Annotated in this window: 24 protein-coding genes; 16 read left to right on the forward strand and 8 right to left on the reverse strand. The window is 66.5% G+C overall.

Annotated elements, in window-relative coordinates:
• Positions 1–188 precede the first annotated feature (188 nt).
• The gene (locus tag AC1DXX_RS19820) at positions 189–1,112 is read right to left on the reverse strand and encodes a LysR family transcriptional regulator (protein ID WP_478135969.1); all 924 of its coding nucleotides are present in this window, start codon (positions 1,110–1,112) and stop codon (positions 189–191) included.
• Between the two features lie 132 nt (positions 1,113–1,244).
• On the opposite strand from AC1DXX_RS19820, the gene AC1DXX_RS19825 reads away from it, so the two are divergent.
• From AC1DXX_RS19825 to AC1DXX_RS19895, 15 genes are all read left to right on the forward strand, one after another.
• Positions 1,245–2,138, forward strand: coding sequence for a transporter substrate-binding domain-containing protein (locus tag AC1DXX_RS19825; RefSeq protein WP_478135915.1), 894 nt, complete (start codon positions 1,245–1,247; stop codon positions 2,136–2,138).
• A 4-nt stretch (positions 2,139–2,142) separates the two neighbouring features.
• Complete coding sequence (locus AC1DXX_RS19830; protein ID WP_478135916.1) at positions 2,143–3,456, forward strand: aminotransferase class V-fold PLP-dependent enzyme; 1,314 nt, start codon at positions 2,143–2,145, stop codon at positions 3,454–3,456.
• Between the two features lie 195 nt (positions 3,457–3,651).
• On the forward strand, positions 3,652–6,843 hold the full coding sequence (locus AC1DXX_RS19835) for a type VI secretion system Vgr family protein (protein ID WP_478135917.1): 3,192 nt from the start codon (positions 3,652–3,654) through the stop codon (positions 6,841–6,843).
• Positions 6,840–8,909, forward strand: a complete 2,070-nt coding sequence (locus tag AC1DXX_RS19840) for a T6SS effector phospholipase Tle3 domain-containing protein (RefSeq protein ID WP_478135918.1) — start codon at positions 6,840–6,842, stop codon at positions 8,907–8,909. Before AC1DXX_RS19835 ends, AC1DXX_RS19840 begins: the two co-directional genes overlap by 4 nt.
• A complete protein-coding gene (locus tag AC1DXX_RS19845) occupies positions 8,909–10,156 on the forward strand; it encodes a hypothetical protein (RefSeq protein WP_478135919.1) in 1,248 nt (415 codons plus the stop codon). Before AC1DXX_RS19840 ends, AC1DXX_RS19845 begins: the two co-directional genes overlap by 1 nt.
• Positions 10,156–10,488, forward strand: coding sequence for a hypothetical protein (locus AC1DXX_RS19850; RefSeq protein WP_478135920.1), 333 nt, complete (start codon positions 10,156–10,158; stop codon positions 10,486–10,488). Before AC1DXX_RS19845 ends, AC1DXX_RS19850 begins: the two co-directional genes overlap by 1 nt.
• 120 nt (positions 10,489–10,608) lie before the next feature.
• The gene (locus AC1DXX_RS19855; protein ID WP_478135921.1) at positions 10,609–10,899 is read left to right on the forward strand and encodes a hypothetical protein; all 291 of its coding nucleotides are present in this window, start codon (positions 10,609–10,611) and stop codon (positions 10,897–10,899) included.
• Positions 10,900–10,921: 22 nt separating this feature from the next.
• Positions 10,922–11,683 (forward strand): DUF3304 domain-containing protein, encoded by a 762-nt coding sequence (locus AC1DXX_RS19860; RefSeq protein ID WP_478135922.1) that lies wholly within the window; start codon positions 10,922–10,924, stop codon positions 11,681–11,683.
• A gap of 155 nt (positions 11,684–11,838) precedes the next feature.
• Positions 11,839–12,015, forward strand: coding sequence for a hypothetical protein (locus AC1DXX_RS19865; protein WP_478135923.1), 177 nt, complete (start codon positions 11,839–11,841; stop codon positions 12,013–12,015).
• 322 nt (positions 12,016–12,337) lie between these two features.
• On the forward strand, positions 12,338–13,063 hold the full coding sequence (locus AC1DXX_RS19870; RefSeq protein ID WP_478135924.1) for a hypothetical protein: 726 nt from the start codon (positions 12,338–12,340) through the stop codon (positions 13,061–13,063).
• Between the two features lie 63 nt (positions 13,064–13,126).
• Positions 13,127–13,600 (forward strand): hypothetical protein, encoded by a 474-nt coding sequence (locus AC1DXX_RS19875; RefSeq protein WP_478135925.1) that lies wholly within the window; start codon positions 13,127–13,129, stop codon positions 13,598–13,600.
• A 95-nt stretch (positions 13,601–13,695) separates the two neighbouring features.
• The gene (locus tag AC1DXX_RS19880) at positions 13,696–14,820 is read left to right on the forward strand and encodes a hypothetical protein (protein WP_478135926.1); all 1,125 of its coding nucleotides are present in this window, start codon (positions 13,696–13,698) and stop codon (positions 14,818–14,820) included.
• A gap of 17 nt (positions 14,821–14,837) precedes the next feature.
• Complete coding sequence (locus AC1DXX_RS19885; protein ID WP_478135927.1) at positions 14,838–16,097, forward strand: toxic anion resistance protein; 1,260 nt, start codon at positions 14,838–14,840, stop codon at positions 16,095–16,097.
• Positions 16,094–17,677, forward strand: coding sequence for a vWA domain-containing protein (locus AC1DXX_RS19890; RefSeq protein ID WP_478135928.1), 1,584 nt, complete (start codon positions 16,094–16,096; stop codon positions 17,675–17,677). Before AC1DXX_RS19885 ends, AC1DXX_RS19890 begins: the two co-directional genes overlap by 4 nt.
• Positions 17,677–18,306 carry a hypothetical protein gene (locus tag AC1DXX_RS19895; protein ID WP_478135929.1) on the forward strand — a complete coding sequence of 210 codons (630 nt, stop codon included), beginning with the start codon at positions 17,677–17,679 and terminating at the stop codon, positions 18,304–18,306. The genes AC1DXX_RS19890 and AC1DXX_RS19895 overlap by 1 nt, the downstream gene beginning before the upstream one ends.
• On the opposite strand, the gene AC1DXX_RS19900 is transcribed toward AC1DXX_RS19895, so the two are convergent.
• Complete coding sequence (locus tag AC1DXX_RS19900; protein WP_478135930.1) at positions 18,303–19,238, reverse strand: class I SAM-dependent methyltransferase; 936 nt, start codon at positions 19,236–19,238, stop codon at positions 18,303–18,305. The two genes, AC1DXX_RS19895 and AC1DXX_RS19900, sit on opposite strands and share 4 nt — an antisense overlap.
• Positions 19,235–20,923, reverse strand: coding sequence for a SulP family inorganic anion transporter (locus AC1DXX_RS19905; RefSeq protein ID WP_478135931.1), 1,689 nt, complete (start codon positions 20,921–20,923; stop codon positions 19,235–19,237). The genes AC1DXX_RS19900 and AC1DXX_RS19905 overlap by 4 nt, the downstream gene beginning before the upstream one ends.
• Before the next feature lie 101 nt (positions 20,924–21,024).
• Here AC1DXX_RS19905 and AC1DXX_RS19910 point away from each other — a divergent pair, with 101 nt between their 5' ends.
• A complete protein-coding gene (locus AC1DXX_RS19910) occupies positions 21,025–21,633 on the forward strand; it encodes a flavin reductase family protein (protein WP_478135932.1) in 609 nt (202 codons plus the stop codon).
• A gap of 25 nt (positions 21,634–21,658) precedes the next feature.
• Here AC1DXX_RS19910 and AC1DXX_RS19915 read toward each other — a convergent pair whose 3' ends face one another.
• The 5 genes from AC1DXX_RS19915 to AC1DXX_RS19935 all read right to left on the reverse strand — a co-directional run bounded on the left by AC1DXX_RS19915 (position 21,659) and on the right by AC1DXX_RS19935 (position 26,603).
• The gene (locus AC1DXX_RS19915) at positions 21,659–22,462 is read right to left on the reverse strand and encodes a lysostaphin resistance A-like protein (protein WP_478135933.1); all 804 of its coding nucleotides are present in this window, start codon (positions 22,460–22,462) and stop codon (positions 21,659–21,661) included.
• A 104-nt stretch (positions 22,463–22,566) separates the two neighbouring features.
• A complete protein-coding gene (locus tag AC1DXX_RS19920) occupies positions 22,567–23,430 on the reverse strand; it encodes a ChbG/HpnK family deacetylase (protein ID WP_478135934.1) in 864 nt (287 codons plus the stop codon).
• Positions 23,423–25,021, reverse strand: coding sequence for an ArnT family glycosyltransferase (locus AC1DXX_RS19925; RefSeq protein WP_478135935.1), 1,599 nt, complete (start codon positions 25,019–25,021; stop codon positions 23,423–23,425). The genes AC1DXX_RS19920 and AC1DXX_RS19925 overlap by 8 nt, the downstream gene beginning before the upstream one ends.
• Positions 25,018–26,022: a glycosyltransferase family 2 protein gene (locus AC1DXX_RS19930; protein ID WP_478135936.1), complete on the reverse strand. Its 1,005-nt coding sequence runs from the start codon at positions 26,020–26,022 to the stop codon at positions 25,018–25,020. The genes AC1DXX_RS19925 and AC1DXX_RS19930 overlap by 4 nt, the downstream gene beginning before the upstream one ends.
• Positions 26,019–26,603 carry a phosphatase PAP2 family protein gene (locus AC1DXX_RS19935; RefSeq protein WP_478135937.1) on the reverse strand — a complete coding sequence of 195 codons (585 nt, stop codon included), beginning with the start codon at positions 26,601–26,603 and terminating at the stop codon, positions 26,019–26,021. The genes AC1DXX_RS19930 and AC1DXX_RS19935 overlap by 4 nt, the downstream gene beginning before the upstream one ends.
• Positions 26,604–26,705: the final 102 nt, after the last annotated feature.

Below are 26,705 nucleotides of genomic sequence, written 5' to 3' on the forward strand. Positions count from 1 at the left end.
GTGCACGAGGGCACGCTGCTGGTTTGCGGCCGATCAACCAGTGCTCTGAGCGATCACGCCGATGGTGTGCTCTGCGCAGCGAAATAAAGGAGGAGGCCTGCGGCCCTAGGCCGCGCCGGGGGACATTCGCGGAGCAGAGCACACCGTCGGCGTGAGCGCGCCCTGAAGGAACTGAGGCCGGCGGAAGCTCAGTCCTCCGTTTCCTCCTCCGGCTGCGCCTGGAACATGCGCGTGAAATCGCAGCATTCCTGCGCCAGCATCACGATCGACGAGGTGAGGGCGCTGCGATGCTCGCCCTTGTGCATCGCCACGTAGCGCACCGCGGGCAGGGGCGGCGTCACCTCGATCACCGCCAGCATGCCCGCCGCCACCAGGGGTTCCAGGCACTCGCGCGGCAGGTAGCTCACGCCCAGCCCCGACACGGTGAGCCCCGTGAGCGCCACCAGGTTGCTCACCACGATCACGTTGGCAGGCTGCACGCCCTGGTCCTTCATCCACGCGTCGTAGGCGCGCCCGGTGCCCGAGCTGCTGCCCTGCACCAGCATGCGGTGCCGTGCGAGGTCGTGCAGGCGCACGGTGCCGGCGGCCTCCTGCACGACGCCCGGCTTGCACATCCAGGCGCTCTTCACCTTGCCGATGACCTTGCTCGGCAGGCGCGAGTCGGCAAAGGTGTCGGGCACGATGACCACGTCGAGTTCGTCGGCCAGCAGCTTGTCGCGCAGCTGCAGGCTGTCGTCGACGTCGGGCTCGAGGATCACCTTCGGGTAGTGTTGCTGGATCAGCCCCACCAGCCGCGGCAGCCATGTCATCGCAGTGAGTTCGGTCACGCCGATGCGGATGCGGCGCTCCACCACGCCGGGCTTTCCGAACTGCTCGACCGCGGCGTCGCGCTGCTCCAGCAGCTTCTTCGCGAGGACGAACATCTCCTCGCCCTTTTCGGTGAGCCGCGCGGTGCGCTGCCTGCGGTCGAACAGCGCGGTGTCGAACAGCAGCTCGAGTTCATGCACCCGCTTGGACACGGCGGACTGCGAGGTGTGGAGCTGGTTCGCCGCCTGCGCAAAGCCGCCCAGCTGGCCGATCCAGTACAGGGCTTCGAGCTGCTTGAAGGTCATCACGGTGGGCTTCTCCGGCTGAAAGAACGCTTTTATTCATGTGATTCGATCACAAAAAATCGCTTTTGGAAATTCATCGAGACGCCGAAGATCCGCCCCAGGCCACCGTCACTGCAAACCAAGGAATACACCATGGACTTCAAACTGCCTCTCGCCCTCGGCTTCGCCATTGCATGCGCTTGCGGCGCCGCGTCGGCCCAGGACAACGACACCCTGCGCAAGATCAAGGAAAGCGGCACGATCCAGATCGGCGCCCGCGACAGCCAGATCCCGTTCTCCTACAAGCTCAGCGCCGACAGCGCGCCCATCGGCTTCACCAACGACATCTGCCTGAAGATCGTCGATGCGGTGAAGGCCAAGCTCGGCCTCGCGAAGATCGAGGTGCGCTACACCATGCTCAACTCGACCAACCGCATTCCGCTGCTGCAGAACGGCACGGTCGACCTCGATTGCGCGACCACCACCAACACCACGCAGCGCCAGGCGCAGGTCGACTTCGCGCCCAGCCACTTCGTGACCAACATCACTGCGGCGGTCAGGAAGAACTCGGGCATCAACGCGCTCACCGACCTCAATGGCAAGAACGTGGCCACCGTCTCGGGCAGCACTTCGATCCAGCTGCTGCGCGGCGCGCGCAAGAACGGCACGATCGAGGTGACAGAGATTGCCGGCAAGGACACCTCCGACGGCTTCCTGCTGCTGTCCACCGGCCGCGCCGAAGCCTATGTGCTCGACGACGTGCAACTGGCCGGCATGATCGCCAGCGCGACCAACCCGGGCGAGTACAAGCTCCTGAAGGAGTCGCTGCGCCAGGAGCCCTACGGCATCATGCTGCGCAAGGACGACCCGCAGTTCAAGGCGCTGGTCGACGAGACGGTCGCCGGCCTGATGAAGTCGGGCGCCATCGACCAGCTCTACGCGAAGTGGTTCCTGTCGCCGATCCCGCCGAAGAACGTGAACCTCAACTTCCCGATGTCGGATGCGGTGCGCGAGATCTACAAGAACCCCAACAACAAGGGCGTCTGACACCATGGCAGCCACACGTGCGGACCTGCCACAAGGCGAGCTTCTTTCCGAGGCGCTGATGCGCGAGGTGCGGCAGCGCTTCCTGGGCATCGAGCGCGACCACCACGGCCGCGAGCGCCTGTATTTCGACAACGCCGGCGGCTCGTTCCGGCTGAAGGCGGCGGTCGAGCGCTTCGCGCAGGTCGACGCCATTCCCGACAACGCCGAGCGCATCCACGCAACGGCCGTCGAGCTGCAGGCCATGCAGGCCCGCGGCGCCGACGACCTGCGCACCATCCTCAACGCACGCGGCGGCAGCGTCTACCCCTCGCTCACCGCCTCGGGCGCCATGTTCGACATGGTGCGCGCGGTGGCCGAGCACGTGCCGGGCACGAACATGGTCACGACCGCGCTCGAGCATCCCTCGGCCTTCGACGCCATGCGCCTGTATGCCGAGCGGCTCGGGCGCGAGCTGCGCGTGGCGAAGAGCAACCCCGTCACCGGCGGCGTCGACGTGGACGCCATCGTGGGGCTGATCGACGAGAACACCTGCCTGCTCAACGTGATCCATGCGTCGAACATCTCGGGCGCCAAGCTCGACATGGAGGCCATCGTGCGCCGCGCGCGCGAGATCAAGCCCGGGCTCTACATCCTCGTGGACGCCGTGCAGCACGCGCCGCATGGCGTCATCGACCTGCAGAAGACGCCGGTGGACGGCATCAACCTTGCGCCCTACAAGTTCTTCGGCTGCCGGGGCTCGGGCTTCTCGTGGATGTCCGAGCGCGCGGCCGCGCTGCCGCACCACAAGCTGGCCGGCAAGAAGCCCGGCCACTGGGAGCTGGGCAGCTCGGCGCCGTGGCAGTTCGCGGTGCTCACCGAGATCGTCGACTACGTGGGCTGGCTCGGCGGTCATTTCACCGATGCCACCGACCGCCGCGCCCGCTTCGTGGCGGGCATCGAGCGCATCGAGCTGCACGAGCGCGCGCTGCTGGCGGCGCTGCTCGACGGCACYGCGCAGACGCCGGGCCTGCGCGCGCTCGATGGCGTGCAGGTCTTCCTCGACCATGAAGACCTCACGCAGCGCGATTTGATCCTGGGCATCGGCTTCGACGGCCTCGACTGCACGCAGGCCGTGGTCGAGTACGGCAAGCGCGGCGTCACGGTGTACGAGCGCGTGGCCAGCAGCATCTACTCGAAGCGGATGCTCGAATCCTTCGGCCTCGAAGGCACCGTGCGGGTATCGCCGCTGCACTGCCACACGGTGGCCGAGATGGAAGCCTTCCTGCGCGTGACGCGCGAGATCGCCGGGGCCTTCGCGGCCGCAGTCGGCGCGGCGTAGGCCGGCGTGCCGTTCGCCTGCCGCAGGCAGGCTGGCGATCAGGGCGGTGCGGTTGCGCGGGCCGGCCGCGATGGCCGCCCGCCCCGCCGGGTGCTACTTTCAGGTACTTACGCCCGGGCCATCGGGACTCAGATAATCCAATGAACGTCGCTCCGCGCAATGCGGAGAAGAATACGAAATGATTCGGGGAGTCTCATGTCCATCCACGGTAGCGTGCGCGCGCGTTCGTCGCCATCTGCCGGTGACCGCAGCGCGCTCTGGGCCGAGCTCAGCCAGACCAACCGGCTCTACCGTCTCGAGGTTCCGGGCGCTTCACCCAACGCCAGCATCGACGCCCTGCGCGTCGAAGGCTGGGTCCAGCGCGAGGCCGTGTCGCAGCTGTTCGAGATGCGCATCGTCTGCCTGAGCCTGCGCGCCGACCTCGCGCTCACCTCGATGATCGACCAGCCCCTCACGCTGGTCACCGTGCTGGCCRACGGCTCGCTCGGTAAACGCACGGGCCTGATCCGCGCRGTGGAGTCGCTCGGCTCCGACGGCGGCCTCGCGCGCTACCGCCTCACGCTCGTGCCCTGGCTCTGGCTCGCCACGCAACAGGGCCGCAGCCAGGTGTTCCAGCAACGCTCGGTGGCCGACATCATCGAGCGCGTGCTCGCGCCGTATGCCGACGCGGGCAGCTGGGCCTTCTCYTCCGAGGTGAACGGCTTTCTYGCCGAYGCRCCCGTTCGCACCTACTGCACGCAGTACCGCGARAGCGACTTCGATTTCTTCTCGCGCCTGCTGGCCGAAGAGGGCCTGGCCTGGCGCATCGAGGAAGACGAGAAGGCGCCCATGGGSCACAAGCTCGTGATCTTCTCCGCGAACGATGCRCAGCCCGCGGACCYCGGTTCGCCCATYCGCTTTCATCGCAAGAGTTCGCAGGAGCGCAGCGACGCCGTGCAGGCGCTGGTGCGCCGCATGCGGCAGTCGGTGGCGCAGGTGCACCTGAGCGCATGGAACGTTGACGGCAAGCGCCAGTTGGCGGGCAGCGCCGCCGCGCGCTTTGCGGTGGGCGGCAAGAACGCGCCGCGCATCGAGTACGACGACGTGCTCGGCCTGAACGACCGCAGCCGCGGCTGGGACAGCAACCGCACGCTCGAACGCTATGCCGGCCTGACGATGGAAGCGGCCGAATGCCGCGCCGACGTGATGCTCGGCCACAGCACCGTGCGCACGCTGCGCGCCGGCACCCGCATCGATGTCGACGACGCGCCCGCGCTCGGCCTGCAGGCAAAACCCGCGCTGCTGCTGGACACCGTCGAGCACGTGGGCATCAACAACCTGCCGAAGGACACTGCTGCATCGATTGCTGCGCAGTTGGGCGATCTGTCGGAGCATCTCGTGTTCGACAGGCCTTGTGCATCCGTCACCTCCGAAGCCGACGTGTTCGGACTCGTGCCGACGGCCACGGGCAGCGCGCAACAGGGGGCGAACGATGTCCGCCCGCAGGCGCAAAGCCTCAAGGCCGCGCAGGCCCTCGGCTATGCCAACAGCTTCTCGGCCGTGCATGTGGAGCGCCCCTGGCGGCCCGTGCTGGCGGCCGCCGACGGCGCGCGTCTGCACGCCAAGCCCACGGCCAGCGGCGTGCACAGTGCCGTCGTGGTCGGCCCCTCAGGCGAGACCTCGCCCAACGGTGCCGACGAGCTCTACTGCAACGATCGCGGCGACGTGCGCGTGCGATTCCACTGGCAGGCCGATTCGACCGGCAACGGCGGGAACGGCAACGACAGCGGCAACGGTGGCAACGGTGGCAACGCGCAGGACAACCGCAGCACCCGCTGGATCCGCGTGGCCCAGCGCCAGGCCGGCCCCGGCATGGGCTGGCAGTGGCTGCCGCGCATCGGCCAGGAGGTGCTGGTGAAGTTCGTCGACCTCGACGTCGACCAGCCCGTCATCGTCGGTGCGGTGTACAACGGCCGCGGCGACGGCGGCATCGCGCCCACGCCCGGCGGCGCAGCGCGCAACCAGGAACGCCCCGGCGAAGGCGGCGGCCAAGGCCAGGAGGCCGATGTCTTTGCGCAGGCCCGCAACGGATCGCCCAGCGCGCAGGCCAACCTCGCCGCCGGCAACGCCCCGGCCTGGCACGGCGCCAGTGCCGACGACAAGGGGCATCGCAACGCGGCCGCACTGAGCGGCTTCAAGACCAAGGAGTTCGGCGGCACCGGCTTCAGCCAGTTGGTGTTCGACGATTCCAATCAACAGTTGCGCGTGCAGTTGCATGCGAGCACGGCGCACAGCCAGTTGAACCTGGGGCATCTGATCCATCAGGCGGACAACTTCCGCGGCAGTTTCCGCGGCCAGGGGCTCGAGCTTCGCACCGACGGCTACGCGGCACTGCGCGGCGGCAAGGGCGTGCTGCTGAGCACGTACCACGGCGCGGGCGGGCAGCGCCTCGAGCCGGTCGGCGACTTCGCCGCGGGCATGGCGCTGCTGAAGCAGGTGCAGCAGTTGGGGCAGGCGCTGAGCGAGGCGGCGATGAAGCACGAGACCGTGCAGCTGGCCGGGCACGTCGGTGCCGACAAGGCCAACGATTCGCGGCTCGACAAGGAGCGTGCGCCGTACGCGGCGATGCAGCATGCGGCGAGTGGCATGGTGACGGGCGATGCGTTGGATGCGGCGTATGCGGATGCATCGGACAAGTCTGTCGCTACTGGCGATGGCAAGGTGCCGCACACGACCGATGCGGTGGTTGCACTGGCGGCGCGCGGCGGCCTCGCGATGGTGGCCGGGCAGCAGCTTCAGATCGTGGCCGGCGAGACTGCCACGCTGGCCAGCGGTGGGGATATCAACCTGGCGCTGGCGGATGTGCTGAGGGTGCACAGCGGGCAGGCCATCGGGCTGCTGGCTGGGGCGCAGAAGGCGGATGCCGAGGCGGGGTTGTCGATCATCGCGGGCAGCGACGACCTGGAGTTTCAGGCGCAGCACGACGAGCTTCGGGTACAGGCCAAGGATGCGCTGAAGATTGCGAGCACTGACAAGACGGTGGAGTTCGCGGCGCAGAAGAAGATCCGTTTTGCGACGGCGCAGGGTGCGTCGATCACGCTGCAGAACGGGGACATCACGTTCGAGTGTCCGGGCAAGATTACTTATCACGCGGTGCAGCGGAAGCTGGCAGGGCCGACGAGTCTCCAACACCCTCTTCCCGTGAACCCCGACGCCGCGCCATTCCAGCGCAAGTACGTCATTCGACGTGCCACCGACAACCAGCCGATTCCTCATCAGAAATATCGAATCACCATGGACGATGGCCGCACCATCGAAGGTGTCAGCAACGACAAAGGCGAAACGGAGTTTGCCAAGTCCGACGGCATTCAAAACGTGGTGATTGAACTCTTGTACGACCGCGCATGACCAACCAGGAACTCGATACGCAGGCGCCGACAACATCCCCCGGGATGGACACAAGCGACGTTCATGCCGGCTTCCTGCCCGGCCTCGTCATCTTCGTGCATGGCGTCAATTCCGATGGCGAGTGGTACGAGCAGTGCGAAGAGGGATTGATTGACGGCCTCAACGAACGTCTTGGCTACAGCCGTGCCTGGCTTTCGGATCGGGCGCTGCTGCGCAAGGTGGAGTACAAGCCCGAACTTACCGCTGAAGGCGGCGTAGATTTTGGGTTGAGCGGCGACAACTTCATCGCCGATCCCGGCCGCTCCCCGGTGATCCGGTTCCGCTGGGGCTACAAAGCCGCGGGACAGGATGGCACCGAGACCATCGATGAGAAAAAAGAATACGCCGGCAAGATCTACCTGAACGAGCTCGACGCCTGGGGTGGCGGCCCATTCCAGAACGGCACGTCGGCCTTGCCTTACATGTGGGGCAAGGGTCTCGATGACCGCCTGTTCTGGTGGATCTACGCCAACATGCTGCCGGTGGAGGGGCGCGACGTGTATGCCTGCCCGCCACGCACCTACTACGCGCATGCGGCGCACCGACTCAAAGAGCTCATCAAGGCCATTCGCAAGAAGCAGCCCGACTGCCCGATTACCGTGGTTTGCCACAGTCAGGGCAACATGGTCACACTGGGTGCAGCCATGCTGGGCATCGCGGATGGTGCGTTGGCCGACACCTACATCCTGGCCAATCCGCCCTACAACCTCGACTCCAGCACCATGGATGCGTTGTCGAACTCTGAAGGATTCAATTTCGAGGGTAACGCTGGCGGTGTCACCAGCGAGGCCCGGCAGGAAACGTTCAAGAACTTCTTGCAGGCAGTGGTGGACCGCTTCAACAAGGCGCACCAGAAACTCGAAGACATCAACGACAGGCAGCACAGCCAGGACCCCGAGACGGGAAAAGATCTCTTTGTCTTGAACGACATGGGCGATGCATCGGACACGCCTTATCCCTATGTCCAGGGAGAAGACCGCGACAACCGCGGCCGCGTGTTCCTCTATTGCAACCCGCACGATCAAGTCATTGGCGTCACGCCAGTGCAGGGCATGGGGTGGCAGGGCGTGAGCAAGGCACAGCGTGACAAGCTCGATATCAACAAGCGCTTTTATGTTCGGGTGTGGGCACAACCCAAGACCGGCGGCCGGGCTGGCAGCAGCTTCCAGGTCGGCAGTCCCGACTGGAAGCAGTACAACTACCTCGAAGACAACCACAGCAAGCGATTCTGGAATCCGCCGGCACCGTTGGCCCGCTACCGACTGTCGTACAACGAGAAGCAGAGCTTCGTCTCCAAGGTGATCACGACGGTGACTGCACCTCTGCTGATCGTCGCCACGCGCCTGGTCAACGTGCGCATCAACGACGATCCGAAAAAGGGCTGGACGGTGAGCATCAACGCGCCGGAGTTGCCGGATCCCCTTGTGCCCATGAGTCGGCGTACAGCCAACCCCAGCGTGGACGACGCGGCCGACTACAAAGGTCGACGCGACAATGACTTCGACGAGGGCAAAGACCCGGCGCGGGGCTATGTGAACAAGGACGGCAACTTCGGCAAAGCGCACGGCGTGGATGGCAGCGGGGATGCCAGTACCGAATCGGGTCTGCGCTACGAGATCAATGCCCGCTTGAAGATGGAGCAGGCGGCGGGCCGGCTCGGCAAAGCCGAGGGCGACATGAAGACCCAAACCACCATATTCCTGAAAGAAAACCCCAACGCCACCGATCACTCGACCATCGTGGGTAACGCCATGCATGCGCGGAAGGCCATTGCTTATGACGTGGCCATCGGCTGGGTCAATCCGTCGGAGATCACGGATGCTTACCTTGAGAATCTGAGGCAATTTGCGGATTGGCGGTATCTCAACAAGAACCGTCTCGACACCCTGAAGTTTTTTGACTATTTCAATCAAGGCTTTTTCAACGGTCATCAACTTTTCCGCACCTACGACATGAAGCACATGGCTGACAACGCCCCCAAGATCGTAGACAAGCGCAAGAGCAACTTCGTTGCGGATATTCATTGATGAACGCACGCCGCACTTTGATGCTGGGAGCCACCATGGGAATGCTCGATTTCTTGGGTTTGAACAAGCAGGCAAGCGCCCAAACTGCGAAGGCGACGAATCCTGCAAGCTCGACGTTCTCACGCAACGGTGGCTGGCCGCAGGGCGCAGTAGCACAGTTGATCGCGGGCAATGTAATCACGCCGCTGCGACACATCGGCTATTCCGCGGATTACTTCCTGGCGCAGTTGTTGGCGCTCAACCCCGAGAACACCCCGCCGAAGCCATTCAGAGCAACGGTAGTCAATACCTCAGGCGAAGTAACTATGGATGACTATGTTGATACCTATATCACCGACCTCGCGGGCAGCTATTCCCTACCGGTGAGCTATTACAACCAGACCGTCGAGGGCTATCACATGGCCCTGTGGAATGGCGCGAAGATGAATGGTTTGCAGGTCGTCACCTCGTTGCCCGAAAGTCTGACAGCCGAGCAAACGCAACAGATCTGGTTTCACGCCTACCTTCACTATGGCGAAACCTCTAAACCAGCGGTGACTTCTGCCTCCGGCCTGTCCGGCTGGAACAGCCTGTCAGCGACGTGGAACCTGATCGCCACACCCGAAGCCAAGGCCGTCTGGCTCACCAGTTCGGACGCGCCTAGTCGCCCTAAATACAAACAGCCCAACGAGTCCGGCGTGCAATTGATCGTGGGCCATCCAGGCTACGAGAGCGGGCGCAAGCCGCTGGCCTACTTCACCGCCCCTGCCGTCGTCAAAAACAACGACGCCAAACCCAGCTATCCTCAGGAGCGCAAACGCATTGCCGCCTTGCGCGAGTCGGTCGAGCAGGTCTGTGCGGCAGCGGGCCTGACCCCCGCAGATATCGGCACCGTCATGCGCGACAGCGGCAGGGGTTCGCGCGAAGCCGCCGCGCGCCTGTCGGACACCGCCGCCGCACTTTCTCCTTTGGCGCCCAAGCTCGACATATTGAAGGACACACTGGACATGACCTCGTTGCTGGGCGACCTCGGCGCATCGACAGTGAACTACTCACTGCTGATGGCCGCCTTTGCCTGCCACGAGCGCAAGCATCCGGTGCTGTATCTGTCCAGCCGTGATCCTGAAGCAGGGCGCGCCGTGCTGGTTCTGCCGTCGCCCGACTATTCAGTCACGGACGAAGCCCGGCGCGATCGACTGATCAAGTACGGCAAGCAAACAAACCGCCCCTGGTGGGGTGAGCGCAAAGATGGCAAGGCGGATTACTGATGAATGTGCTCCTCGGTGCAAGTCTTCTTCGCGGCATGACAATGGGCGTGTTGCTGATCGTTGCTTTGGCTGGCTGCGCCACCCACTCGTCAGACAAGCAGTACACCAACACGGGCTATGACGATGCGAACTACGACTTGCGGCTCTGCTGGAAGAAATTCGTTCTTCGTCGTGCGACCGACAACCGCCCGATGCCCAAGGAAAAGTACGAGATTCGGGACATCCACGATGTCCTGGTGAGCACTGGCGTCACCAACGAAAAGGGAGAGACCGTGCCCGTGCGCTGCCACCCTGATGGTCCTCTCAAGATGGTTCCGGTGTATCGGCGGTAGACACTTGGGCCGGGTCCGCTACGCGACCTTCCCCGCGCTATCCAACGAGCGCGGAGGACAAGCTCTCTTGGGAACCAGCCCTCAATCAATCGACTACGAGAAGCAAGGGGCTCTTCCAGAATGAGCGCAACCATGGAGCCAGCCCTTGACTTGGCCTCGGGCAACACGCGCAGGTCCGGCTTTTGGCCGCGTGCGTTGGCAATTGCTTCCTGCGCACTGCTGGCCGGTTGCGGGAAAAAGATGGTGCCGGCTTCGGTTGGGGGATACAACCACATGAGCAACTGGAGCAACGCAATGCGCATCGACACGTTGGTTCAACGAATGTACCTGTGCGAATTGTTCTGGCAGCAACCCGAGTTGAGCAACAACCTCCACAGCGACCATGAGGCACTGCGCGCCTTGATGGCTTAGCTCGCCGCAGCAGGAACGACAGATGACCTTGCGAAATTGGCTGCTTCCCTTCGTGCTTCTTGCATCCTTGGCTACGACAGGTTGCGCCCTCGGCCGCGCCGACACGGTTCCAGCGTCGGTCAGCGGCGTCAACTACACCGACCAGGACATCCGCTACCGGCTGTTCGACCCGAAGGATCCGAAGCAGACCGTGGTCGCTTCCGAAGAGATCGGCCCTTTTGCTGCGGGAGGTGTGATCTGCTGCTATGACGTGCCGAAGACCTGGGCGCCCGGCATCCAGGTCGGCGTGATCTTGCAGAGCTACGACAACAGGGCGGGCGACTACCGGCCGCGCCAGACCTTCATCGTCGATCTGCCGCCCTACGACAAGAGCGGCAAGGCGGGTGATGTGTGGTTCATCAACTATCCGGACGGCACGGTGGGCGTGGTCTCAACGGCTTACCGACCCAACGGCGACGAGTGGCCCGGGAAGATCAAGGGGTGGCCCAAGCCTTCGCTGGCCTTTCAGCGGGAGTTGTGGGAGCGGGATATGAGGCTGGCGCAGGAGAGCCTCAGAGCGAGCAAGAAATCCATGGATGAGTTCGATCAAGACCCATCGGCGTCTCTCAAAAAGAAGTGGGACTTCTATTTGGAAGAGAAGAAGCAAAAGCGGCCACCCAAAGAGCTTCAGATGTTTACTGGTCCAGCCGACCCGGAATTCCTCATCCATGAGCGCCAGTGGAAGGAGAAGTCGCTGCAGTACTCCCGCGAAAAGGTCGAGCACCTTATGAAGGTGAGGCCATGACAGCGCAGCTTGATTCCTCTCTTGATGAGCTTTCCTTTTCAGATCTCTTGAATCGAGAACGATTTTTTGGAGAGGATCAGAGTGAGCGCATAAAGAGAAATTACGAGATAGGTCGAGAGTTGCGCTCCATAGGCCAGCCCGGAAAATCCTGCGATGTGAACCTCTTCATGGGCTTCTTCTTCGACGGCACCCACTTCTTCAAGGTGTATGTGCTCGGTGTCGGAACACCCTTCAGGCAGGTGAACGACAGCGGCACCGGCAAGGACGCGCTGCTGGGCAATGCCACGGCCCTGTACGGCGAGCGCCGCATCCTGTGGGCGTTGACGGCCTGATCCGTGCGGCAGGGCGATGCCACGCTCTCCCCCGGAACGGATACGGCCGCGGGACGCCAGCCCCGATGCACGGGCGCGCACGCGCGGCATGCCGCGCGCTTCTTGCCAGGTTGCCATGAATGCTTAAGCAGCGTTCGTGTCGAGGCAGGAAGCAAACTTAAATCTTCCTGGTTAACGACCTTCGAGGCAGGCGTTTCCTGTTCAAAAAAAATGTGCCAAAAGGCCTGCCGAACCTCTGGCGCGACGCTTCTCGCTGGTATGGTCGTGCGCGCAATTCAGCGCCACGCCACCACGCCCCTTGTCGACGCATTGGGCAACTCACATGCCCATTCGTCACACCCGAATCTTTCCGCGCTACGCGTTCTATTGCGTGCTGGGCGGCCTCGCCGCGATCTATGTCTTTTGCGCCATGATGCTGGTGCCGGCAAAGATCTACATCCTTCCTTATCTCATCACACCGGACTTCGTTCGCTACAAGGGCGCCTTCTTCGTGCTGGTGCTTGCGATTCCGGCCGCGATCTACCTGATCTGCTGGAAGGGCAGCGACTTCTTCGCCTGGTGGCGCACCCCGCAGGCGTTGACCGTGGACGCGCACGGCCTGCAGGCCGGCACGAAGATCCTTGCCTTCGCCGACGTGACGCGGCTGCGGCATCGCCACAACCGCAACCACCTGCTGCTCACCACCCGCAACGGCAAGACGCAGCGGCTGCGGCTCGATCTGTGGGACGACGCCTCCGCGCTGGTTGCCGAAGTGGAAGACGCCGTCAGCGAGGTGCTGCGGCACGACGTCGAGCGGCGCCTGCATGAGGGCGACACCGTGGCTTTCGGCGCGCTGGAACTGAATGCGGAAGGCCTGCTGCACAAGGGCCAGCTCATCGCCTGGTCGAGCATCGACACCATCCGCACCCAGTCCGACGCCGAAGACATGGATGTCGACGAGCACCTGGTGATCGTCGCCAACGGCAAGACCCGCAAGATCGATCGCTCGAAGATCGACAACGAGCCGGTGTTGATGGCGTGCCTCATGCAGCGCCTGCCGTCGGCCTGAGCTTTTGTCTTCGTTCTTTCTTTCTTTCTTCAACCACTCCGACGCACAGCGACTCAGAAAAAAATGGAAATCTACAGCTCCGCCAGCCAACAGGAAAAAACCCGTCAGGACCGCCCTGTCTTCTACTCCCGTCCGCGACTGATCGCCGGCGCCATCCTCTGGGTGGTGGTGGCGTGCGTGCTGGCCGTGCTTTGCATTCGCGCGCAGGACAAGAACATCGGCATCCTCATTGGCGCGGCGTTCGGTTTGCTCGCCGCGTGGCTGGCCGTCAAGTGCATCCGGCAGCTGGGCAACATCGAGACGCCCGCCTTCGTCATCGGCCACCAGGGCCTGACTTTCGAGAACGGCCTGCTGATTCCGTGGCAGAACATCGTCGAGAACATCTGGGTCAACCAGAACTACATGGGCATTCCCATCGGCAAGCAGATCCAGATCAAGACCGACCTGCCCAAGCCGAAGGCCCGCGTGCTGCGTCGCGCGACCGCGCTGCAGATTTCGGGCGATGAATACCTCGCCCTGTGCGACGCCTACCGTTGATGCCGGCGGCGATGACAGATGTGTGACAGCACTGTCATATTGCGCCAGTAGGATGTTTCTCAGCCCCGCTACAGAGGGTCTGAGGAGCATGAGATTTGGAAATTCGAAAACTGATCGCGCCGGTGCTGGCCGTGGTCCTGCTGGCTGCGGTCGGGTCCGGCGTCTGGTATTCGAACACCCGCCTGCACGATGAGTCGGCCACCGCTGCCGCCGCGCGGATCGAGCAGGGGAAGCAGGTCACGCTGCGCGGCTTGATCGGCTCCGAGAAGGAAACCTTCTTCGCCGACCCGCGCGTGCAGAAGGCGCTGGCCGCGCAGGGCATCACCGTCACGGTCGAGAAGGCCGGCTCGCGGGCCATTGCGAGCCGCTACGACGCCAGCAAGTTCGACTTCGGCTTTCCCTCGGGCGCGCCCGCTGCGCAGCAGCTCAAGTCGCTGGCCAAGGCGCCGAACGTCTTCAATCCGTTCTACACGCCCATCGTGCTGGCGAGCTGGCGGCCCATTGCCGAGATCCTGGTCGCCAACGGCATCGCCGCGAAGCAGGGCGAGTTCTACTACGTCGTCGACCTGCCTGGCCTGATGGCGATGATCGAGAAGGGCACGCGCTGGAAGGAGCTCAAGGCCAGCAGCGCCTTCTCCACCAGCAAGTCGCTGCTGGTCAATTCGACCGACGTCCGCACCTCCAATTCGGCCGCGATGTACCTCGCGCTCGCCAGCTACCTCGCCAACAGCCAGCAGATCGTGCAGAGCCAGGAGGACGTCGACCGCGTGCTGCCCGTCGTCGCGCCGCTGTTCCTGCGCCAGGGCTTCCAGGAGCAGTCGTCCTCCGGGCCGTTCGAGGACTACCTCGCGCTCGGCATGGGCAAGGCGCCGCTGCTCGTGGCCTACGAATCGCAGATGGTCGAGTTCTGGCTCAAGAACCCCGACAAGCTCAAGAACGACATGGTGCTGCTCTACCCCCGGCCCACGGTCTATTCGAAGCATGTGCTGGTGCCCTACACGCCCGGCGGCGCGCGGCTGGGCGCGGCGCTCGAGAACGATCCGGTGCTGCGCGAGCTGGCGCACGAATACGGCTACCGCACCGGCGGCGACACCAAGGGCCCCGAGACCTGGGCGCAGCGCGGCGTGAAGGTGCCTGAGGTGCTGGTCGACGTGATCGATCCGCCCAGCTTCGAGTGGCTCGAACGAATGATCGCGGGCATCGAAGCCCGCTTCAAGTAATGAACCAAGGAACTCCCATGAACGCGCCTGTCGCCGCAACCACCACCACCTTTGCCGCTGTGGACTCCGCGCCGGTCCAGCTCCTGCCCCCGCAGGCCTTCACGCTGGAGCCGCCCGTCGCCGTCGCGGTGGTGCCGGTGGAGTCCGCCAGCGGCAAGGTGCGCCTGAAGCCCGAGGACGTGGCCGAGCTCGACGCGCAGGTGGCGCGCTTCATCGACGACATCACCTCGCACGACAGCCAGCATCCGCAGTTCAAGGAAGCGGTGGAACGCATCCACTCGATGGGCAACAAGGACATCGAGGCATCGGCCTCCGTGTCCAACCGCATGCTCGACCGGCCTGTCGGTTCGCTGCGCAACGGCCTGTTCGACAAGGGCGCGCAGATCGGCCAGTCGCTGATCGACCTGCGCCGCCAGGTGGAAGACCTCGACCCCTCGAAGCAGGGCGACCTGTTCTCGGCCCGCAAGCTGCTCGGCATCATCCCGCTGGGCAACAAGCTGCTGGCCTACTTCGAGCGCTACCAGTCGTCGCAGACGCACCTGAACGCGATCATCGAATCGCTCAAGCGCGGCAAGGACGAGCTCTTGCGCGACAACACCGCCATCGAGCAGGAAAAGGTCAATCTCTGGACGCTGATGGAGCGGCTCGAAAAATACGTGCACATCGGCAAGGCGCTCGACGGCCAGCTCGATGCCAAGGCGCGCGAGCTGGAAGCCACCGACCCTGAAAAGGCCCGCGTCGTGCGCGAGGAAATGCTGTTCTATTCGCGCCAGAAGGTGACCGACCTGCTGACCCAGCTCGCGGTGAACATCCAGGGTTATCTCGCGCTCGACATGATCCGCAAGAACAACCTCGAGTTGATGAAGGGCGTCGACCGCGCCACCACCACCACGGTGGCCGCCTTGCGCACCGCCGTGATCGTCGCGCAGGCGCTGTCCAACCAGAAGCTGGTGCTCGACCAGATCAGCGCGCTCAATGCCACCACGGGCAACCTGATCGCCAGCACCAGCGAGATGCTGCGCGACCAGAGCAGCGCCATCCACCAGCAGGCCGCGTCGAGCACCATCGAGATCGCCAAGCTGCAGCAGGCCTTTGCCAACATCTACCAGACCATGGACACGATCGCCGACTTCAAGAGCAAGGCGCTCGACTCCATGCAGACCACGGTGGACACGCTGACCAGCGAAGTCGCCAAGAGCCGCACCTACCTGGACCGCGTGCGCCGGCAGGAAACCACCGAGGCGCTGCAGCAGCCGCGCGGCGAGGTCGCGCTGTGATCCTGTCGCGCGTGCGTCGGTTGCTGGCAATCGCCTTGCTGGCGCTGGGCCTCGCGGCCTGCGGCCAGGAAGAATCGCAGGCCACGAAGAGTGCACCGGCGGCGGTGCCGGATGCTGCCTTCACCATCCTCGCGGGCTCGGAACTGAAGGACCTGGAAGGCCCCATCGTCGATGCCGCGAAGGCCGCCGGCGTGGAGGTCAAGCTCTCGTATGCGGGCACGCTGGACATCGTCGAGCGCATCAACGCCGGCGAGCGTTTCGATGCGATCCTGCCCCCCAATGGCGCCTATCCCGCGCTGGCGCTGCAAGCCAGGCCGCTGGCGCGCGACAAGCTCTTCTATTCGCGCATTGCGCTCGGCGTGAAGAAGGCCAAGGCCGCCCAGCTCGGCTGGAACAAGCGCCCGCCCGGCTGGGCCGAGATCGCCAAGGCCGCGGGCGACGGCCAACTGCGCTACGGCATGACCAATGCCATCAGCTCCAACACCGGCATGAGCGCGCTCTTCGCGGTGGCCTCGGCGCTGGCCGGCAAGACCGAAGACCTGGCCGCGCAAGACGTGGACGAGAAAACGCTGAAGGCCTTCCTCTCCGGCCAGAAGCTCACTGCGGGCAGCTCGGGTTGGCTGGCCGAGGCCTACATCAAGGACCCGTCCGCCATCGACGCCATGGTGAACTACGAGGCCGTGATCCTGCGCGCCAACGAGAAGCTGCCCGCGGCCGACCAGCTCGTGCTGATCTACCCGCGCGACGGCATGATTTCGGCCGACTACCCGCTGATGCTGCTCAACGCCGACAAGCGCGAGGCCTACACGCAGCTGGTGTCTACGCTCAAGGCCGCGCCCTTCCAGCGCGATGCGTTGTCGGCAGCCTTCCTGCGTCCGGCCAATCCCGAGGTGGCGGCATCGAGTACCTTGCCTACCGCCGCCGTGGCCGAGCTGGGTTTTCCCAACCGGCTGGAGGTGATCGATGCGGTGCTCGGCACCTACCAGTCGCAATGGCGCAAACCCGCGACCTCGATCTTCGTGCTCGACCTCAGCGGTTCGATGCAGGGCAAGCGCCTGGCCTCGATGCGCGAGGCGTTGAAGCTGCTCTCCGGCGCGGATGCTGCCACCACCGCCAGCGCGCGCTACAGCGCCTTCCAGAGCCGCGAGCGCGTGGTGCTGATCACCTTCGCAAGCCGGGTGTCGCCGCCCGTGTGGGTGCGCTTCGATGCGGACAGGATCGATGCGGCCCGCACCGAACTGCGCCGCCTGGCCGACGGGATGACGGCCGACGGCGGCACGGCGATCTACTCCGCGCTGGCCGCCGCCGAAGACCTCGCGCGCCAGGAGCAGCAGCGCGAGCCCGATCGTTTCGTGAGCATCGTGTTGCTGACCGACGGCGAGAACAATTCGGGCCTGAAGGTCCACGAGTTCCGCGACCGCTACGCCAACGGCTTGCCGGCGCGCATCTTCCCGATCCTGTTCGGCGAGGCCAATGCGTCGGAGATGCAGCAGATCGCGCAGCTCTCGGGCGGCCGCGAGTTCGACGGCCGCAAGCTGCAGCTCGGCCAGGTGTTCAAGGAAATCCGGGGCTACCAGTGATGCCGGAGCGTTCGCTCAAACTGCGGGCGCTGCTGTTTCTCTACGGCAACGCCAACATCCTGGGTTGCGCGCTGGCGTTGCTGGGGCCCGCGTTGCTGTTTGCCGGTGTCATCGACCGCGGGTGGCTGCTGATCACCGCGGGCCTGTATGTCGCCGGCTGGCTGCTGGGCCGCAAGGCGCCCGAACTCGAGCGCCAGATCGAAGACACCCTGAGCGTGGAACAGACGCTGGAGCGCCTCGACCGCGTGGTCGCGCAGGCGCAGCCGCACCTCACCGAGGACATGCGCAAGAGCCTCGACAGCGTGCGCGGTTCGGTGGGCGAGGTGCTGCCCCGCCTGGTGGGTGCACGCTCGAACGGCGACGACCTGTTCACCGTGCGCGAGACCGTGCTGCGCTACCTGCCCGAAACGCTGGCCAACTACGTCGCGCTGCCGCCCGCGTTCCGCATCACCCATGCGGTGAAGGACGGCAAGACGGCGCGCCAACTGCTCGGCGAACAGCTGGGCCTGCTCGACGGCAAGCTGCGCGAGATCGTGGCCAACGTGGCCTCCAGCGATGCAGCCGCGCTGGTGGCCAATGGGCAGTTTCTGGAGAAGAAGTTTCGCCAGCCGGATTTCCTCGCCGGTTAGGGCGAGAAATGCCGCGGCGTCTCGCTGACGACCCGCGCGTGGGCGATGTGCCCCGCGCCGGCCCGCTGCAGGCCGTTGACGCCCGCCGCGTCGTACCGGGACACGGTCTGCTCGCCGTCCAGGTCTTCCGTCAGCATCAGGCCGGTCTCCAGCAGCAGCGCATCGAGCGTCGCCGGATCGAAGCCCGAGAGAAAGGCCTCGCCGACAGAATACACATCGCTGCGCAGCTTGCGGAACCCCTCGGTGCCCAGATGGCCGGGTTGCAGCGCCGCTTCGTCGATGTAGGTGAAGACCAGTTCGCTCCCCGCCGGCGCAACGGTGGCGATGGCGCGCAGCGTCGCGAGGTTGGCCTCGCGCGTGAGGTACACGGTGACGCCGAGCCACGAGAAGAAGGTGGGCTGTGTCGGCTGGAAGGACGATCGCACGAGGGCCGACTGCAGCGTCTCCTCGGACAGGTCCGCCGCCACGAAATGCACGTCGTCGGATTCGGCGATGCCGCAGTGCCGCAGGCGCTCGCGCTTCAACTGCTGCGTCGCGGGGTGGTCCACCTCATAGATCTGAAGCCCTTCGGCCCACGCCGGGCGGCGGCAGAGAAAACTGTCGAAGCCCGCGCCGATGAGCACGTACTGCGTGATGCCGCGCGCGACCGCGGCCTCCAGCATGTCTTCGGTGTAGCGGCTTCGCAGGACGACGCCGGGATAGGCTGCGTTCGCGCGCATCGCGGCGTCCAGCACCTTGGCCGGTGAGGCTTCGGCGCGCAGCGCGGGGTCCAGCCGCGCCATCGCTCGCTCGCGCAGGCCGGCCTGCACGGACTCCGGCACCAGGCGGTCGCCCCACGGGTCGTCCAGCAGCGGCGCGGGATCGCTGCGTGTGTGAAGCGATCGCATCAGCGAGGTGACGAGGGCGGTCTGGCTGGCTTTCGAGGGGGTCATGGGCGAGGTTCCGAAGTCGAGGGGCGCGAAGTATCGGTCACAGGAATGCCGGCGACCGGCTGCACCGCATCGTCCACGCTCCACGACGCATAGACCGCCGCGGACAGGTCGGGCGAATTCACCTTGGCCAGCAGGTCGCGCACGTCGTCCTTCACGCGCGCCAGCGACAGCCGCGCGCCGCGCACGCGCACATACGCGGCGAAGTCGCAGAGGGCTTCGATGGCGGTGGCATCGAGGTCGGGCGACTCCTCCAGGCTCAGCACCATGCGCTGCAGCGCCGGCGTTGCGTCGATGCGGGCGTGGATCGATGCGAACACCGCATCCGCGTTGCCGAAGAAGAGCGGCACCTCGGGCCGCGCGATCAGCACGCCCGGCGGCACCACCGCCTCGGGGTGGCGGCCGGTGTCGACATAGTCGTGGCTCTGGCCCAGGCGGCCGAGCCAGCTCACGGTGGTGCGCGAGAAGCCGTGCAGCAGCAAGAACAGGCTGACGCCGATGGCGGCCAGCAGGCCATCGAGCACGCCGAGCAGCAGCACCGCGGCCACCGCCACCAATGCGACCAGCCGGTCGCGCCGCCACTGGAAGTACGGCCGCAGTGCGGCCGGGTTCAGCGTGTGGCTGACCGCATGGATCACGATGGCGGCCAGCAGCGGCTCGGGCGTGTGGGCGATCCAGGGCAGCAGCGTGAGCACGGCCAGCAGCACCACGAGGCCCGCCACGATGCCCGCGGCGCGGCTTTGCGCACCGGCCGATTCGTTGGCCGAGGTGGCCGAGTAGCCCGCGCCCACTGGCATCCCCTGGAACAGCGCGGAGAGCAGGTTGGCGCCACCGAGCGCGAGCAGGTCGCGGTTGGTCGACACGCTGTCGCCGTGGCGCATCGCAAAGGTGCGGATCGAGCCATAGGACTCGGCGTAGAGGATCAGCGCCATCGCAAAGGCCAGTTCGCCCAGGCCCAGCCACTGGGCACGGTCGAGCTGCGGCATGCCGGGGTGCGAGAAGTCGAGCGAGATCGGCCCGACCGCCGCCACGCCCCAGGCGCGGCACAAGCCGCTCGCATCGAGCGCAATGCCGCACACGATCACCAGCAGCGCCGCCGGCACCGCACGCCAGCGCGCCAGGCCGCGCAGCAGTGCGAGCGCGACCAACGCCATGGCTGCGCCGGCCAGGTTCCAGTGGCGCCACTCTGCAGCAAGGCCTGCGATGAGCCGGAAGAAATCGCTGTGCGTCGGCTGCACTGCCAACACTTTCGGCAACTGCTTGACCACGATGGTCAGCGCCAGTCCGAGCGCGAAGCCGCGCAGCACCGGCTTGGCGATCAGGCTAGACACGGCGCCGAGCTTCGCGATTCCGGCGATGACGAAGAACACGCCGGCCAGCAGCACGATGCCGGCTCCCAGGGCCAGCCGCGTTGCGGCATCGACGCCGGGAATCGAGGTGGTGGCGGCGAACAGTACCGCGGCCGACGACGAGGTTGCGGAGACGATGGCGAAGCGGCTGCCGCCGAAGAGGCCGTAGACCAGCAGCCCCGCGAAGAGCGCGATCACGCCCGCCTGCGGCGGCAGCCCCGCGATGCCCGAATAGGCCACGGCCTCGGGCAGCAGCAGGCCCGCGATGGACAGGCCCGCCACCAGGTCGGCGATGCCCGGTCTGGCGGTGGTGCTCTCTTGGCGGACTTCCTCGGACATCGATCTCCCTTGCCGACACGCTGTGCGGCACAACGGAACGAACGCTAGCAGGTTCTGGCGGACCTGGGCCTGACGGCACCGGTCCCGCTAGACTGGCGCGCATGAACGCTTCTCACCGTCGACCCGTTCCGTTGGCCAAGGCCTACCGCCTGCTCAATCACGGGCCCACCGTCCTCGTGAGCGCCGCGCACGGCGGGCAGCGCAACATCATGGCAGCTGCCTGGGCGATGCCGCTCGATTTCGATCCGCCCAAGGTGGCCGTGGTGCTCGACAAGAGCACCTGGACGCGCGTGCTGCTCGAAGCGGCCGGCACGTTCGCGCTGCAGGTGCCGACGCGCGCGCAGCTCGACCTGACGGAGGCGCTGGGCAACAGCTCGGGCCGCGACATCGTCGAGCGGGCGGGGCACGACAAGTTCGCGGCCTATGGCCTGCAGACTTTCGCGGGCGTCGCCACCGGTGCGCCGCTGCTGGAAGACTGCGCGGCCTGGCTCGAATGCCGGCTGCTGCCCGAGCCATCGATCCAGCAGCGCTACGACCTGTTCCTCGGCGAGGTGATCGCGGCGCAGGCCGATGCGCGCGTGTTCGCCGACGGGCGCTGGAACTTCACCGGCCAGGACGCGCTGCGCACGCTGCACCATGTGGCGGGTGGGCATTTCATCGTCGACGGCGAGGCGGTCGATGCGCGGCCGTTGCCGCCCGTGCAACCGTAGCTTTCCGGGGGGGCGACGGCCCGCGTCAGGGCGCGGGCCTGCGCGCCACGGGCGCCACCAGCATGCGCCGCAAGGCCAGCACGCCGCACGCGGCCGCCAGCAGGATCAGCAGCAAGGTCCACGCCGTGTCCGCCGGCGAGGCCGCCTCGGGCCAGTCGCCGATGAAGATCGTGCCGGTGTTGTAGGCGGCATGCAGCGCGATGGACGGAATGAGCGATCGGGTGCGCTCGTACAGCCATCCGAGCACCGTGCCCAGGATCAGCCCGACGACGAACTGGTAGATGTTCAGGTGCGCGGCGCCAAACAGCAGCGCCGAGCCGAGGATGGCCTGCCACCGCGAATAGCGCTGCAGGAAGCCTCGCAGCACGATGCCGCGAAACAGCATCTCTTCGAGCAGCGGCGCCACGGCGCACACGGCCAGCGTGGCCGCGATGCTGCCGTCGGCCATGCGGCTGAACATCGATTCTTCCCAGGCCGAGAGCGGTGCGACGAACACCAGCAGGTGGAGCGCGGTCATCATCACCACCGTCAGCGCCGGCACGAGCAGCAGGGCCGGCGGCACGACCAGCATCAGCGTGGCCCGGGCGGAGGCCGGCGACTGATGGAAGAGCTCGCGGTAGGTGAGCTTCTGGTAGTGCATGACCACTGCGAACACGCAGCCGTTGCCCAGCACGGTGGCGAGTACGCCGCGCTGCATTTCGTTCAGGCCGAGCCAGTGGTTGGCGTCGCGCAGCGCGCAGCTGACGACGAGTTCGCACAGGAACAGGGCCACGAACAGGAGCGCGGCTTGCGCCGCGCTGGGGAAGGCCGTGCTTTGGGGGGAGGGCATGGAGACTCTGGCGCCGGGGGAGGAGGCGGGCATGTTAACCAACGCGCCGCCCGTGCCCGCCGAAGAAAGACGGGCGACCGAGACGAATGTCCGGAAGGCAGCGTCTACGCGATGGCCAGCTCGCCGGGCCGAAAGCGCTGCGACAGCGGCGCGATGTCGACCTCTCCGAGGCGCGTGAACACCGGAAATGTCAGGCTCCGCAGTGCCGTGTACTCGCGCAGCCGCGCCGGCCCGTGCGGGTCGCCGGGCAGGACGCCGACGGACGGATGGCACATCAGCACGTCGCCGCTGCGGCTCGCGGCGATCCACGCGGACAGGCGCCGCTGATAGTCTGGCGCGCTGCCCGAGAAGTCATAGACGCCGAGCAGGCCGCCGCTCATCGGAATGCCGTGCTTCTGCGCCAGCCCGGCCAGGCTCGCGCCGCCCAGCGCGTGGATGAGGCCGGCCTTGAAGCCGCCGGGCGCCCTTCCAGGGGGCGGCGTGGTGCAGCGCAGCCACGGGCGCGACACCGGGTAGCGCCGCGCGATTTCCGCGACCAGCAGCTCCCGCACCACCGGCAGCTGGTGCACGTGCCGATGCCCGTCGACGAACGCGGGCGCGCGGCCCATCGCGTCCTCGAAGCGGGCCAGCTGGTCGCGGATGTCCGACCGGAGTGCGTCGGCGAAAACGGTCCGCGTGTAGGTCCTCGCGATCAGGCCCGCCAGGCCGGGCTCGGTGCCGTCGGCGACGGCCGGGCGCGTGAGGTCCAGGTGCAGGCCCACATCCAGCCCGGCCGCATCGATGCGCCTCAGCGTGCGCGCTCCGGCGAGCCAGGCGCTGCGGCGCACCATGCCGCTGGTGGCGGAGATCTTTCCCTGCTCGGCGAGATCGAAGACGGCCGAGTTGATCCCGATGCTCATGCCGAAATCGTCCGCGCAGACGCAGAGGTAGCGCGCCGGGGGCGGCTGCGGCCCTGCGGTTTCAGGCATTGCCATTCGTTCCCCTTCCCGCCGGCGGCGCGGGCGCTCCGGCCGAACCGCCCAGGCAATGCGGATCGCGCGCCGTGCTGCCTGCGAATCGCCACACCGCGATGCTCTGGTTGAATGCGACCAGGCGCGCGTTGGCCAGCCACGGGTTCGCAAGCTGCGCGTTGCTCGGCCCCACCACCCAGGTCGTGCGCGGGCTGCAGAGCGTGCCGGCCAACTGGGTCCGCTCGATCAGCGTGGCGGCTGCGCGCGCCGGGTCGAAACGGGCCGCATCCATCAGCTCCTTGCGCCAGTTGTCGCGGGCGTCGCTGCCGGCCGTTTTCCAGTCGCCCGAGACGAGCACCGGGTCCCTCAGCCGCCAATAGAACGGAAGCTCGTAGGTGTAGCTGTCCAGCATCACGACCTGGTCGCCGGGCGCCACCGCCTCGCCGGCCGGCAGCCGGAGCCTGGCGCCGGGCGGTGTGGCATAGACGGCCACCGCCACCACGCAGGCCACGCAGACGGCCGCGCTGGCGAGGGTCATGGCGCGGACCCCGGGCAGCAGCGCTTCGAGCGGCCGGCCCGCCAGCACGCGCTGCGCGATCAGGTACGCGAGCGGCGGCAGTGCCGGCAGGACATAGCCGACCAGCTTGGAGCGCGGCATCGAGAAGAAAGCCACGATGACCGCGAGCCAGACCCACATCAGCCAGTCGACGTCGGAAAGCCGGCGCCTCGCAGGCGGCGCCTCCCCGCCCCGGGGTGCGAGAACCCAGCCGGACCAGGGCAGCGTGAGGCCCGCCATCACCGGCAGGTAGAACCAGAAGGGGTGCTCGTTGTTGAAGCCCGAGGCGGCGAAGCGCCGGAAGTGCTGCGTGATCACGAAGTAGTCGAAGAACCCCGGGTACTTCATCTGCATGGCAACGAACCACGGCCCGGCCACGGCCAGCAGGATCGCCCATCCCGGCAGCCAGGCGGCAAGACGCAGCACGGCGGCCTTTCGGGTGACCGCGCACCAGGCCAGCAGCACCCCCACGGGCAGCACCACGCCGATGAGTCCCTTGGCGAGCAGGCCCGCCGCCGCCAGCAGGTAGGCGCCGGCCAGCATCGCGCGCCAGGGCTCGGCCCGCTCCCTGGCCAGTGCGGCTCCGGCGGCCAGCAGCACCGTGCCCGAGATGCAGCCGGCCACGAGCATGTCGAGGTTCGCGAACTGCGCACCCAGGAAGAAGAAGGGCGTGGTCACGAGCGCCACGGTGGACAGCAGCGCGAGCCGCACCGTCGACCAGCGGCGCAGGAAGAGAAACAGCGCGGCTGCCGCCACGACCGCTCCGAGGACGGAAGGCAGCCGGGCCGCCCATTCGACGGGGCCGGCCAGCGCCATCGCGCCGGCGCCGATCCAGTAGAAGAGCGGCGGCTTGTGGAAGAAGGGCAAGCCGTCGAGCCGCGGCACCAGCCAGTCGCCGGAATACAGCATCTGCAGCGCGACGCCGGCATAGCGCCCCTCGTCGGGCGTCATCAGCGGGCGGGCCCAGGCGGTGGCCAGCAGCCAGGCGAAGAGGCCCGCGACCAGCCACAGCGGCTGGGGCGCCGTCCACCAGGAAGTGCCGGACCGCCTCATGGCTTCTCGGCCTCGAGCCCGACGCCGCTGCGGCAGCGAACCACATAGAGCGGCCGGCCCTTGACCTCCTCGTAGATGCGCGCGACGTATTCGCCCACGATGCCGGTGAAGATCATCTGCACGCCGATGAAGAACATCAGGCTGACGACGATCGTGGTCCAGCCCGAGACTGCGTTGCCGAACATCAGGTGGTCGATGATCACGAAAGTGCCATAGGAAAAAGCCGGCACGGCGAACAGCAGGCCCACCACGCTGACCATGCGCAACGGCCAGGTGGTGAAGGCGGTGAGCCCGTCGATGGCCAGGCTCAGCAGACGCCGGGCGCTGAAGGTGCTGGCGCCCTCCGCGCGCGGCGCAGGCGTGTAGGGCAGCGCCACGGCCCTGAAGCCGACCCACGCGTACAGGCCCTTCATGAAGCGGCTGCGCTCGGGCAGGCTCATCAGCGCATCGACCACCTTCCTGTCCATGAGCCGGAAGTCGCCCGCATCCTTCGGCACCGCGAAGCGGTCCGAGGAATTGACGAGCCGGTAGAAAAGCCTGCTGCCCATGCGCTTGAACCGGCTTTCGTCGCTGCGCTCCTGGCGCACCGCGTACACCACTTCCGCGCCGGCCTTCCACTGGGCGAGCATCGCGTGGATGAGCGCCGGCGAATGCTGCAGATCGCCGTCCAGCAGGACCACGACGTCGCCGGTGGCGGCCGCCAGGCCCGCGGTGAGCGCGGCCTCCTTGCCGAAGTTGCGCGACAGCGAGATGCACCGGAAGCCCGGAAGCTCGCACCAGGCTTGCGCCACGGCGGCGGTGTCGTCGGTGCTGCCGTCGTCCACCACGACGATCTCCCAGCGCAGCCGCGTGGCCCAGAGGGTGTCCTCGAGCAGGGGCAGCAGGTGCCGCAGATTGGCGGCCTCGTTGAAGCACGGAACGATGCAGGAAATGCTGGGCGCCTGCGCGGCCCCCATGCTGGCGGCCGCAGGCGCGTATTTCTCGGCCGTCGAAGAGATCATGAAGGCCTCCAGAGCGACCGGACCGGGTCTTCGTCGCCGGATGCGCGGCCGGTTCGCGGCACGACGAGATGCACGAACCATTGCGCGATGGCGAGCGTGCTGGCGGCCGCGCCGGCCAGCAGCAGCCCCGCAACGATGTCGAGCGGGAAATGAACGCCCACGTAGATGCGCGCCCAGCCGGTGGCGGCGGCCAGCGCGAGCAGCGGCACGCCCAGCCTGCGCAGGCCGGGGCGCAGCAGGAAGGCCAGCGCCACCAGGAACATGACGGCCGCGTGCGCGCTGGGAAGGCTTCCACGCCCCGCGTGTTCGATGTACGCCGGTGCCAGCCCCAGCACGAAGGGCCGCGGCGCATTGAGAGACAGCGCGATCGCGTGCGACACCAGCGATGTCGCGCCGGCCATCGCCGCGACCACGAACAGGTAGGCGCGGTCGGCACGCTGCCGCCACAGGGCCGCAACGAGGATGGCCGCACAGAGCCAGCTTCCCCAGAGCGCCAGGGCCGACGCGACAGAGAGAACCCACGGCGTGGGCTGGGTGCCGGCCGAGAGCCATTGAAAGACGGCGAGATTCAGCGCGTTCATGGGGTGGCCCCCGCGGACGCACGGCGGCGCCGGTCATGGCGCGCACACCAGGAGGAAATCGGGAACATGGCAGGAACCTTTCGACGGAAACGAGAGGCCCGC

The sequence above is a fragment of the Variovorax sp. P4_B10 genome (genome assembly GCF_056402375.1).